This is a genomic window from Glycomyces endophyticus, from assembly GCF_039531525.1.
Classification (GTDB): Bacteria; Actinomycetota; Actinomycetes; order Mycobacteriales; family Micromonosporaceae; genus Glycomyces; species Glycomyces endophyticus.
This window is the reverse complement of record NZ_BAAAQF010000029.1, coordinates 23,439-34,363: the sequence shown is the minus strand read 5'-3', so window position 1 is coordinate 34,363 and position 10,925 is coordinate 23,439. Positions and strand designations below refer to the sequence as shown.

Below are 10,925 nucleotides of genomic sequence, written 5' to 3'. Positions count from 1 at the left end.
CGGCGGGACCCCTCATACAAGAAGGAGCAGTCAACGATGATCAGCCACCCTTACCGCCTCCGGCGCCGATCCCTCCTCACGGGCGCCTCCGCGGCCGCCGTGCTCGCGGCCGCCGCGGCGTGCGGCGACGACGGGCCGGCCGGCACCGCCGACGACCCGATCGAGATCAGCTTCGAATGGTGGGGCGACGAGACCCGCGCCGACCTCACCAACCAGGTGATCGCCCTGTTCGAGTCCAAGAACGAGGGCATCAAGATCAAGGCGAACTTCGCCGACTTCCCGACCTACTGGGAGGGCCTCAGCGGCCGCATGGCCTCGCGCGACCTTCCGGACGTGTTCCAGATGGACTACTCGCGCCTGCGCCAGTTCGGCGGCTCCGGGATGCTCCTGCCGCTCGAAGGCGTCGTCGACACCTCCGACTTCCGCGAGGGCTTCCTGGAGACCGCCAAGCTCGACGGCCAGCTCGTCGCCGTCCCCGCCGCCGGCAACACCCTCGGCCTGATCTACCGCGCCGACTGGTTCGAGGCGCACGGCGTCGCCGCCCCGGCCCCCGGCTACAGCTGGGACCAGTACGGCGCCGACATCGCCACCCTCACCCCCGCCCTCGGCGAAGGCAAGTGGGGCGGCGGCGACTGGGCCGGCCAGTACCACTTCATGGAGCTGTGGCTGCGCCAGCAGGGCGGCTCGTTCTACACCGAGGACGGCACCGCCCTCAACTTCACCAAGGAGCAGCTCGTCGAGTGGTGGGCCACCACCGCCGAGCTGTACGCCGCCGGGAACGTCCCGCCGGTCGAGACCACCATCGAGTGGACCGAAGGCGGCCTCGTGCAGGACGTCCTCGCCTCCGAGATCGGCTGGGACAACTTCATGCCCGGCTTCTCGCCCACCGTCGAGGCCAACGGCGGCACCCTCGCCCTCGCCGCGCCCCCGTCGCTGGACCCGGCCAACCTCGGCCTCTACCTCAAGCCCTCGATGCAGCTGGTCATCTCGGCCGCCACCGAGCAGGCCGAGGCCGCCGCCAAGTTCATCGACTTCTTCCTCGGCGACCCCGAGGCGATCGCGATCCTCGGCACCAACCGCGGCATCCCGGCCACCAACGTCGGCCTCGAGAACGTCGAGCTCGACCAGTACGCCCAGGCCGTCCTCGACTACGAGGCCGGCGTCTCCCAGTACCTCACCACCCCGCCGCCCGCCCCGCCCGCGGCCACCGGCGCGATCGAGGTCAAGTTCGGCGAGATCTACCAGCAGGTCCAGTACGCGGAGATGACCGGCGCCGAAGCCGCCGACCTCTTCTTCACCGAGGCCGAGACCCTCCTCGCCTCCGAGCAGTAACGACCAGAGGGTCGCGGAGCGCCGCAGCGCTCCGCGACCCGAAGCCCACGCCGATAAGGAACCTCACCGTGACAGCCCCATCCACCGCGGCCCCGCCCGCGGCGCACGAGGCCGGAGCACTCGCCGCGAAGGCCAAGCAGAAGAAGGACGGCAAGCGCCGCCCCGCGATCTCGCGCCGCGGCGAGCTGCTCACCGGCTACACCTTCATGACCCCCTGGATCATCGGCTCGCTGGTGTTCACCGTGGGGCCCATGCTGTGGTCGCTGTACCTCTCGTTCACCGACTACCACCTGATCCTCGGCGGCGACCTCATCGGCTTCGACAACTACACGGCCATGTTCGCGGACCCCATGTTCGCCCGCGCCGTGAAGGTCACCCTCCTCTACGTCGTCCTCGCCGTCCCGCTCAAGCTCGCCGCCTCGCTCGCCGTCGCCATGCTCCTCACCCAGCGGCGCCGCGGCATCGGCTTCTACCGGGCCGCGTTCTACATGCCCTCGCTCATCGCCATGAGCGTCGGCATGGCCCTGGTCTGGAAGGCGCTCTTCGCCGCCGACGGCCCCCAGGACCAGTTCATGAGCCTGTTCGGCTGGGAGGGCGGCGGGTTCATCGGCAACCCCGACGTCTCCATCCTCATGCTCGTCCTGCTCAGCGTGTGGACCTTCGGCGCGCCCATGGTCATCTTCATGGCCGGCCTCCTCCAGGTCCCCGGCGAGCTCTACGAGGCCGCCGAGGTCGACGGCGCCGGCAAGTGGCACCGGTTCGTGCACATCACGATCCCCATGCTCTCCCCGGTCATCTTCTTCAACGTCCTCATGGAGACCGTCCACGCCTTCCAGATGTTCGGCCCCGCCTTCATCATCGGCGGCACCGCCGGCGGACCGGCCTGGTCCACCCTCTTCTACACCGTGCGCATCTACGCGCTCGCCTTCGTCGACCTGCGCATGGGCTACGCCTCCGCGTGGGCGTGGATGCTCGTGCTCGCCGTCGGCGTCGTCACCCTCATCATGTTCCGCGCCGCCAAGAACCTCGTCTACTACGCGGGGGAGGACAACAAATGACCGCCACTGCCCAAGCCCCGTCGCGTGTCGTCGGCCGCCGCAAGCGCACCCCCGCCGAACGCGGCAGGTCCCTGATCTGGCACCTGTGCCTCCTGGCGTCCCTCGTCGTCGTCCTCTACCCGGCGTTCTGGGTCCTCACCGCCTCCGTCAAACCCAACGCCGACATCATCACCGACATGTCGCCGATCCCCACCACGGTCACCTGGGAGAACTTCGCGAGCGCCTTCGACGGCCTCGCCGGCGTCCCGCTGTGGCGGTTCTTCTGGAACTCGTTCGTCATCGCCGCCCTCTCGGTGGTCGGCATCGTCGTCTCCTGCTCCATCACCGCCTACGCCCTCGGCCGCCTGGAGTTCCCCGGCCGCAAGGCCATGTTCGCCGTCGTCATCGCGACGCTCCTGCTCCCCGGCCAGGTCATGCTCATCCCGCAGTACCTGATCTTCTCCGAGCTCGACGTCGTCAACACGATCTTCCCGCTCGTCATCGGCAAGTTCCTGGCCCTGGACGCGTTCTTCGTGTTCATGTACGTCCAGTTCCTGCGCGGCATCCCCCGCGAACTCGACCAGGCCGCGACCATCGACGGCGCCGGGCACGTCCGCATCTTCTTCTCGATCATGCTGCCGCTCCTGCGCCCGGCGATCGTGACCTCCTCGATCTTCACGTTCATCGGCTCCTGGAACGACTTCATGGGCCCCCTGATCTACCTCCACGAGATCGAGAAGTTCCCCCTGCCGCGGCTCCTGCAGTCCTACAACAACACCGAGGCCGTCTCCAACTACGGCGGCATGATGGCCATGACCCTCCTGTCGCTCATCCCCGTGGTGCTGTTCTTCCTGGTCTTCCAGAAGTTCCTCATCAAGGGCATCGCCGCGTCCGGGATCAAGGGCTAGTGGCGATGACGGCCCGGCCGCGGCGGCAGGCGTTCGGCGACGGCTTCGCGCTCTTCGCCGAGTGCCTGCTCACCGGCGTCTGGTTCGCGCTGGCCGCACTGCCGGTCGTGACGGTCCCGGCCGCGTTCGCGGCCGCGGCCCGCCACCTGCGCGCCTACACCGAAGGCGACCCGGCCTCCTGGGGCGCCTTCTGGGCCGACTTCCGCGCGGCCTGGCGCACCGGCTGGCGGGTCGGCCTGGCGATGCTCGGCGCCGCACTCCTCCTGGCGCTCAACCTCGCGGTGCTCGCGCAGGAGGGCGTGCCCGGCCGCCCCGGGTTCGCCCTGGCGACGTTCGCCGTCGCGTCCCTCGCGCTCACCGTGCTCCTGCGCGCCGCCGCAGACTGGACGCCCGGCGCGCGCTGGCGCGAGCTGTTCGCGGCGGCCCTGGACCACACCAGGACCGACCCCGCGGGCACCGGCATCCTCCTGGGGGGACTGGCGGCCTTCGCGGCCGCCGCGTGGGCCCTGTGGCTCCTGGCGGTGCCGATGGCGGGGTGCCTCGCGGGGGCGGCGGTGGCCGTGCGGCGCAGGCGACTGGACCGCGCCGAGGAGGCGGCGGGGGAGTAGTCCTCACGGCCGAGGCGGCGCCGGGCGGCGTCCTGCGCGAGAAGGACCGGTATTCCTTCCAGCGACGGGCGTCGATGCTTGCTAGCGTGAAGGGCGTACCACCCCCAGTGGTCCGGCCGTCACGGCCGGCACCCGTGAACCCGCACGGAGGCAACCCATGTCCCAGACCCCGCCCCAACCCACCGGCAAGTCCCGACCCGGATCGGTCAGCTTCGCCGTGTGGATCCAGATCCTGCTGGCGCTGTTCCTCGCCGCCCAGGCGGTCGTCGGCTACCTCTACGGCGCCGACGCGCAGGCCGCCGCCGAGGCCGAGCTCGAAGCCCAGGGCTACACCCTGTCCGACCTGCCCGACGGGTTCACCTTCGAAGGCGGCGGCGTCAACGCGATCGCCATGATCGGGTTCGCCGTCGTCCTGATCGTCCTCGCGCTGCTCAACGGCGCGGGCAACCGCGTCGGCCGCATCCTCACCTGGATCGTGCAGCCGCTCGTTCTCATCTGCGGCGGCTTCCTCGCCTTCGGTCTGTTCGCGGGCGCGGCGTCCCTGGACGCCGGCCTGGAGGCCTCCGGCACCGAGGGCCTCGACGCGCAGGCGCTCATCGACGCCGCCTACGGCGCCTACCCGTCCTGGACGGCGGTCGTCGACTACGGCGTCATCGCCCTGGGCGTCCTCGGCTCGCTGCTGGTGATCGTGCTGCTGGCCCTGCCCGCCTCCAACGCGTACTTCCGCAAGGAGGAGCCCGAGAAGTTCATCCCCGGCGCGCCCGCCGTCTAGGCGCCGCCCGGCCTCCCACACGTGACCCGGGCCGGTCCCAGCGGACCGGCCCGGGTTGTTTCCTATCACGTTTTATATAAGAGATATATCGACTCCGAGGCGTGCCGCCTCCTCTGAGGACCGGCGCATTCCAAGCTCAGAAAGAGACAACGCCGGGCTTCGCCCGTCAACCACAGAAACAGGGCCTCGGATTTCCCCGCTCCGGGTGTCGGTTGCTACGGCTAGAATCGCGGTACACCCACCGAAGCGAAACGAAACGACCACACACCGCTCGTCCACCGGCGAGCGAGAGGAGACCGACCCAGGGCACCGGACCGCCGCCGCGGCCGGCGCCGCCGAGAGGACCGCCTTGAGCAAGTCAGCAGCAGCGCCGCCCGCCGGTTGGGGGGTGTGGACCTGGCCCAATCTGGTCACCGCCGTGCGCCTGCTCGGCATCCCGCTGTTCTGCTACCTCCTGCTGGCGACGCAGTACTACTGGCAGGCCGCGGTCGTCCTCGCCATAGGCAGCGGCACCGACTGGGTCGATGGGCAGCTCGCCCGCCACCTCAACCAGGTCTCCAAGCTCGGCCGGCTCCTCGACCCCTTCGTGGACCGCCTCTACATCCTCACCGCGCTCCTGGCGCTCACCTACGTCGGCCTGCTGCCGTGGCTGTTCACGCTCGCGGCCCTCGCCCGCGAGGCCGTCATGGTCGCCATGGTCATCGTGCTGCGCTGGCACGGCCACGCCCCGCCCCAGGTGCACTTCCTCGGGAAGGCCTCGACGACGATCGTGTTCTGCACGTTCCCGGTGCTCGTCATCGCCGGGCTCGTGCCGGAGGCCGACTTCTGGGCCAAGCCGCTCGGCTGGGCCCTCGCCTGGTGGGGCCTGGGCCTGTACTGGCTCGCGGCCCTGGTCTACCTGCGCCAGGCCCGCCAGATCCTCAAGGCCGGGCTGCCGCGCACCGAGATCGCCGCCTGAGCGGTGAAGCGGTCCCACCGCTGCTCTGCGAGCGGCGCGCGATCACGCGGCCGCCGACCCGATGCAGCGCCGATTCGGCCGGGCGATACGGTCATGGGCGTCCGACCCGCCTCCCGGCGGGGTCCTCAGAGGGGAGCACCAGGTGATTCCGGAAGAACTGCGCTATACGGCGGAGCACGAGTGGGTCGAGCAGCGCGAGGGGAACGTCCTCCGCATCGGCATCACCGAGTTCGCGCAGAGCGCCCTGGGCGACGTCGTATACGTCCAACTTCCGGAGGCGGGCGCCGAGGTTCGGGCTGGTGACGTGGTCGGCGAAGTCGAGTCGACCAAGAGCGTCTCCGACGTGTACGCTCCGTTGACCGGTAAGATTCTTGCGTGCAATGACGAATTGTCGGAATCCCCGGAATTGGTGAACAGCGACCCCTATGCGGCGGGCTGGATGTTCGACATCGAAGTCGAGGATGCCGGCTCGCTCAGTGCTTTGCTCGACGCCGGAGCGTATGCGAAGCTTACGGAGTGACCAGAGGGTCCAGACTTGCTAGAAGGTGGCAATCCCATGACGCGTTCGAATGACGAGTTCCCTCCGCCGGATGTGACGGCCACGATGAACCTGTCCGCCCTGCAGGAGGGCGGCGAGGTTGACGCGGAGCTCAACTCCGCCCGGTTGGCGGACTCCCTGCCGGCGGGCACCGCGTTGCTGGTGGTCCGCCGCGGGCCGAACGCCGGTGCGCGCTTCCTGCTGAACACCGAGGTGACGACCTCCGGCCGCCACCCTGACTCCGACATCTTCCTCGACGACGTGACGGTCTCGCGGCGCCACGCCGAGTTCCACCGCGACGCGTCGGGATTCACCGTCCGCGACGTCGGCAGCCTGAACGGCACCTACGTCAACCGCGAGCGCGTGGAGACCGCGGGTCTGGGCAACGGCGACGAGGTGCAGATCGGCAAGTTCCGCCTGGTGTTCATCTCCGGCCCCAAGCCGACCGCCTGACCGCGCGTCCCCCGGCGCGCGCCGCGCGCGCGTCATCGGCGCAGTAGGCTGAGAGTCTCAGGACCCGCCCGGGCCAGTCCCTGGCGGGTCCTTCCATTAGTCGGCGATCCGTTGGAGGCGTTACCGGTGCGGATGATGACCGTGGTCGGAGTCCGCGTGGAACTCCCGAGCAACCAGCCGGTGGTGCTCCTCAAAGAGGTCGACGGGAATCGGTACCTGCCGATCTGGATCGGGACGGTCGAGGCGGCGGCGATCGCGTACCAGCAGCAGGAGGTCCAGTTGTCGCGTCCGCTGACGCACGACCTGATCCGGGACGTGCTGGACGCGCTGGACGTGGCGCTGACGGCGGTGGAGATCACGGAGCTGCGGGACACGATCTACTTCGCGGAGCTGGTGCTGGACGGGCGGACGCGGGTGTCGTCGCGGTCGTCGGACGCGATCGCGATCGCGCTGCGGACGGAGGCGCCGATCTGGTGCGCCGACGAGGTGCTGGACGAGGCCGGGGTGGTCCTGCCGGACACGCAGGAGGACGAGGTGGAGAAGTTCCGGGAGTTCCTCGAGGAGGTCACGCCCGAGGACTTCGAGGAGAACCGCTGAGGGTCCGCTCCGGTTCGAGGTTTTCTCTGGTTCGGCCCATGGTGGAGGGTGGCGGCGTTTAGGCTCACCCTCGTAAGCACCGGTTGACCTCGGAGGATGTGCGATGGACGCCCACAGTGAACCCTCGTCGGGACGGCCGGCGGTGCCGTTGAGTCAGATTCGCGGGTGGCGCGGGACGGCGGCGTGCAGGGTCGTGGGCATCACGTACCGGCAGTTGGACTACTGGGCGCGCACGGGGCTGGTGGAGCCGAGCATCCGGGCGGCGTCGGGGTCGGGGTCGAACCGGCTGTACTCGTTCCGGGACATCATCGTCCTGAAGGTCATCAAGCGGCTGCTCGATGCGGGGGTGTCGCTGCAGAACATCCGGAAGGCCGTGGAGGCGCTGCGGTCGCGCGGGGTGAAGGACCTGGCCGAGATCACGCTGATGTCGGACGGGTCGACGGTGTACGAGTGCCGGTCGGCGGGCGAGGTGATCGATCTGCTTCGGGGCGGGCAGGGCGTGTTCGGGATCGCGGTGCGGTCGACGGTCACCGAGGTGATGGGGCGGTTGTCGACGCTGCCGGGGGAGGCGCCGGTGAAGGCGCCGACGCAGCTGCACGGGCCGGGGCGGGTGGAGGAGCGCCACACCTCGGGTGTGCCCGGTCGCCGGCGCGGGGTGTCCTGACCTACGATGGCGGCAGAGCCGGAAAACCGGGCGGGAGAGATCGTGGGCCTCATGCGCTACACGGCACCGAAGGGGCAAGTCCCTCGCTTCAAACTCTCAGGTACCAGGACCGTTCGGGTTAGGCCGCTCTGAAGCCGCACCTGTGGTGACAGACGAGGGGATGCCAGTGTCGTCCCATGTCACCGGAGGTACCGTGACCGACCGTTCTTCCTTCGCCGCCCGCCACATCGGCACCGATCCCGCGGATCAGGACGCCATGCTCAAGGCGGTCGGGTATCCGAGCCTGGACGCGCTGATGGACGCGTGCATGCCCGAGTTGATCCGCTCCCGGGACGGTCTGGCGCTGCCGGCGGCCGTGTCGGAGACCGAGGCGCAGGCCGAGCTCGCGGGCCTGGCGGGGCGCAACCGGGCGATGCGGTCGATGATCGGCCTGGGCTACTTCGGGACGCACACGCCGGCGGTGATCCGGCGGAACGTGCTGGAGAACCCGTCGTGGTACACGGCGTACACGCCGTACCAGGCGGAGATCTCGCAGGGGCGCCTGGAGGCGCTGCTGAACTTCCAGACGATGGTGGCGGACCTGACGGGTCTGCCGGTGGCGGGCGCGAGCCTGCTGGACGAGGCGACGGCGGCGGCCGAGGCGATGCTGCTGGCGCGGCGCGCGGCGAAGCGCGGGGTCGGCGACGTGTTCGCCGTGGACGTGCGGGTGCTGCCGCAGACGCTGGCGGTGCTGCGCACACGTGCGGAGCCGGTCGGGATCGACCTGGTGGTCGCCGACCTGTCCGAGGAGGTCCCGGAGGGCGTGTTCGGGGTGCTGCTCCAGTATCCGGGGGCCGGGGGCGAGGTGCGCGACTGGCGCGCGGTCGTGGAGGCGGTCCATGCGCGGCACGCGCTCGTGACGGTCGCGGCGGACCTGCTGGCGTTGACGCTGCTGGTCGCGCCGGGCGAGTTCGGGGCGGACATCGCGGTGGGGTCGACGCAGCGGTTGGGCATGCCGATGGGCTTCGGCGGTCCGCACGCGGGCTACATGTCGGTGGGCGAGTCGCTGCAGCGGCAGCTGCCGGGGCGCCTGGTCGGGGTGTCGCGCGATTCGGGCGACCAGCCGGCGCTGCGTCTGGCGCTGCAGGCGCGTGAGCAGCACATCCGGCGTGAGAAGGCGACGAGCAACATCTGCACGGCGCAGGTGCTGCCGGCGGTGATCGCGTCGTCGTTCGCGGTGTGGCACGGTCCGCAGGGGCTGCGGCAGATCGCCGAGCACGCGGCGGGCCAGGCGGCCCGGGTGGCGGCGTCGCTGGCGGCCGGGGGTGTGGCGGTCGCGTCGGACGGGTGGTTCGACACCGTGACCGCGTCGGTGCCGGGCCGGGCGGGCGAGGTCGTCGCGGCGGCGGCCGAGGCGGGGGTGAACCTGCGGTTCGTCGACGCGGACACGGTCGCGGCGGCCTGCGACGAGACGACGACGGCCGCGGACCTGGAGGCGGTGTGCGCGGCGTTCGGGGTCGCGCTGGGCGGTCCGGTGGCCTTGGACGTCCCGGTGGCGCTGCGGCGCGAGTCGGCGTACCTGACGCACCCGGTGTTCACGGCGCACCACTCCGAGACGGCGATGATGCGGTACCTCAAGCGCCTGGCTGACATGGACTACGGGCTCGACCGGGGCATGATCCCGCTGGGGTCGTGCACGATGAAGCTGAACGCGGCCGCGGAGATGGAGCCGATCTCCTGGCCCGAGTTCGCCGACGTGCACCCGCTGGCGCCCGCGGACCAGACCGAGGGCTGGCGGGCGCTCATCGACCAGCTGGAGGGCTGGCTGGCGGACGTGTGCGGGTACGCGGCGGTGTCGGTGCAGCCGAACGCGGGCTCGCAGGGCGAGCTCGCGGGGCTGCTGGCGATCCGGGCGTGGCAGCACGCCCGCGGGGAGGCCGGGCGCGACGTGTGCCTGATCCCGGCGTCGGCGCACGGCACGAACGCGGCGTCGGCGGTGCTCGCGGGCATGCGCGTGGTCGTGGTCGCGTGCGACGAGGCCGGGAACGTGGACCTGCCCGACCTGGACGCGAAGATCGCGGCGCACGCCGACCGCCTGGCGGCGCTGATGGTCACGTACCCGTCGACCCACGGGGTGTACGAGTCGACCATCGTCGAGGTGTGCGCGCGCGTCCACGACGCGGGCGGGCAGGTGTACGTCGACGGCGCGAACCTGAACGCGCTGCTGGGGTGGGCGAAGCCGGGCCGGTTCGGCGCCGACGTGTCGCATCTGAACCTGCACAAGACGTTCTGCATCCCGCACGGCGGCGGCGGACCAGGCGTGGGCCCGGTCGCGGTGGCCGAGCACCTGGTCCCGTTCCTGCCCTCCGACCCGTCGGACCCGTCCGGTGCGGTCGGGCCGGTGTCGCAGGCGCGGTGGGGGTCGGCGGGCATCCTCCAGATCCCGTGGATGTACCTGCGGATGATGGGCTCCGCCGGCGTGACCGCCGCGACCGCGAGCGCGGTGCTGGCGGCGAACTACGTGGCGGTGCGGCTGCGCGAGCACTTCCCGGTGCTCTACACGGGCGAGCACGGGCTGGTGGCGCACGAGTGCATCCTCGACCTGCGGGAGTTGACGAAGGACTCGGGGGTGACGGTGGAGGACGTGGCGAAGCGGCTGATCGACTACGGGTTCCATGCGCCGACGATGTCGTTCCCGGTGGCGGGGACGCTCATGGTGGAGCCGACGGAGTCGGAGGACCTGGCGGAGCTGGACCGGTTCGTGGCGGCGATGGTCGCGATCCGGGGCGAGATCGACGCGGTCGCGTCCGGTGCGGTCGCGGTGGAGGCGTCGGCGCTGCGTGCGGCTCCGCATACTGCGGCGGTGGTGACCGCCGACGGGTGGGACCGTGCGTATTCGCGGTCGGAGGCGGCGTGGCCGGCGGGGGTCGGTGCCGCGAAGTACTGGCCGCCGGTGGGTCGGATCGACAATGCGTGGGGGGACCGCAACCTGGCGTGCACGTGTCCGCCGATCGAGGCGTTCGGGGAGTAGTGGTTCGGGAGGTCCGCTCACCACTGTGAGCGGGCCTCCGACATGCGG

11 protein-coding genes and 1 riboswitch are annotated in these 10,925 nt (G+C 70.7%); all 11 genes read left to right on the top strand.

What is annotated here, in order from left to right:
- The first annotated feature begins 36 nt into the window (after nt 1–36).
- Nucleotides 37–1,332 carry an ABC transporter substrate-binding protein gene (locus tag ABD419_RS23495; protein WP_344492069.1) on the top strand — a complete coding sequence of 432 codons (1,296 nt, stop codon included), beginning with the start codon at nt 37–39 and terminating at the stop codon, nt 1,330–1,332.
- A 68-nt stretch (nt 1,333–1,400) separates the two neighbouring features.
- Nucleotides 1,401–2,390 (top strand): carbohydrate ABC transporter permease, encoded by a 990-nt coding sequence (locus ABD419_RS23490; RefSeq protein ID WP_344492066.1) that lies wholly within the window; start codon nt 1,401–1,403, stop codon nt 2,388–2,390.
- A complete protein-coding gene (locus tag ABD419_RS23485; RefSeq protein WP_344492063.1) occupies nt 2,387–3,277 on the top strand; it encodes a carbohydrate ABC transporter permease in 891 nt (296 codons plus the stop codon). The genes ABD419_RS23490 and ABD419_RS23485 overlap by 4 nt, the downstream gene beginning before the upstream one ends.
- 5 nt (nt 3,278–3,282) lie before the next feature.
- A complete protein-coding gene (locus tag ABD419_RS23480; protein ID WP_344492060.1) occupies nt 3,283–3,885 on the top strand; it encodes a DUF624 domain-containing protein in 603 nt (200 codons plus the stop codon).
- Nucleotides 3,886–4,042: 157 nt separating this feature from the next.
- Nucleotides 4,043–4,657: a hypothetical protein gene (locus ABD419_RS23475; protein WP_344492057.1), complete on the top strand. Its 615-nt coding sequence runs from the start codon at nt 4,043–4,045 to the stop codon at nt 4,655–4,657.
- Between the two features lie 349 nt (nt 4,658–5,006).
- Entirely contained in the window at nt 5,007–5,615 is a 609-nt protein-coding gene (locus ABD419_RS23470) for a CDP-alcohol phosphatidyltransferase family protein (RefSeq protein ID WP_344492054.1), read from the top strand.
- Between the two features lie 142 nt (nt 5,616–5,757).
- Nucleotides 5,758–6,135 (top strand): glycine cleavage system protein GcvH, encoded by a 378-nt coding sequence (gene gcvH / locus ABD419_RS23465; RefSeq protein ID WP_344492051.1) that lies wholly within the window; start codon nt 5,758–5,760, stop codon nt 6,133–6,135.
- A gap of 36 nt (nt 6,136–6,171) precedes the next feature.
- The gene (locus ABD419_RS23460; protein WP_112133387.1) at nt 6,172–6,606 is read left to right on the top strand and encodes an FHA domain-containing protein; all 435 of its coding nucleotides are present in this window, start codon (nt 6,172–6,174) and stop codon (nt 6,604–6,606) included.
- A 126-nt stretch (nt 6,607–6,732) separates the two neighbouring features.
- Nucleotides 6,733–7,203: a bifunctional nuclease family protein gene (locus ABD419_RS23455; protein WP_344492046.1), complete on the top strand. Its 471-nt coding sequence runs from the start codon at nt 6,733–6,735 to the stop codon at nt 7,201–7,203.
- Between the two features lie 103 nt (nt 7,204–7,306).
- A complete protein-coding gene (locus tag ABD419_RS23450) occupies nt 7,307–7,867 on the top strand; it encodes a MerR family transcriptional regulator (protein ID WP_344492043.1) in 561 nt (186 codons plus the stop codon).
- Between the two features lie 21 nt (nt 7,868–7,888).
- Nucleotides 7,889–7,989: riboswitch (glycine riboswitch) on the top strand.
- Nucleotides 7,990–8,027: 38 nt separating this feature from the next.
- Nucleotides 8,028–10,877 carry an aminomethyl-transferring glycine dehydrogenase gene (gene gcvP / locus ABD419_RS23445; protein ID WP_425556180.1) on the top strand — a complete coding sequence of 950 codons (2,850 nt, stop codon included), beginning with the start codon at nt 8,028–8,030 and terminating at the stop codon, nt 10,875–10,877.
- Nucleotides 10,878–10,925 lie beyond the last annotated feature (48 nt).

Excerpts from the sequence above, each read along its gene's own strand:
- ABD419_RS23495 (WP_344492069.1), top strand. The coding sequence starts at position 37 with ATGATCAGCCACCCTTACCGCCTCCGGCGCCGATCCCTCCTCACGGGC.
- ABD419_RS23485 (WP_344492063.1), top strand. The coding sequence starts at position 2,387 with ATGACCGCCACTGCCCAAGCCCCGTCGCGTGTCGTCGGCCGCCGCAAG.
- ABD419_RS23480 (WP_344492060.1), top strand. The coding sequence starts at position 3,283 with ATGACGGCCCGGCCGCGGCGGCAGGCGTTCGGCGACGGCTTCGCGCTC.
- ABD419_RS23475 (WP_344492057.1), top strand. The coding sequence starts at position 4,043 with ATGTCCCAGACCCCGCCCCAACCCACCGGCAAGTCCCGACCCGGATCG.
- ABD419_RS23460 (WP_112133387.1), top strand. The coding sequence starts at position 6,172 with ATGACGCGTTCGAATGACGAGTTCCCTCCGCCGGATGTGACGGCCACG.
- ABD419_RS23450 (WP_344492043.1), top strand. The coding sequence starts at position 7,307 with ATGGACGCCCACAGTGAACCCTCGTCGGGACGGCCGGCGGTGCCGTTG.
- gcvP (WP_425556180.1), top strand. The coding sequence starts at position 8,028 with ATGCCAGTGTCGTCCCATGTCACCGGAGGTACCGTGACCGACCGTTCT.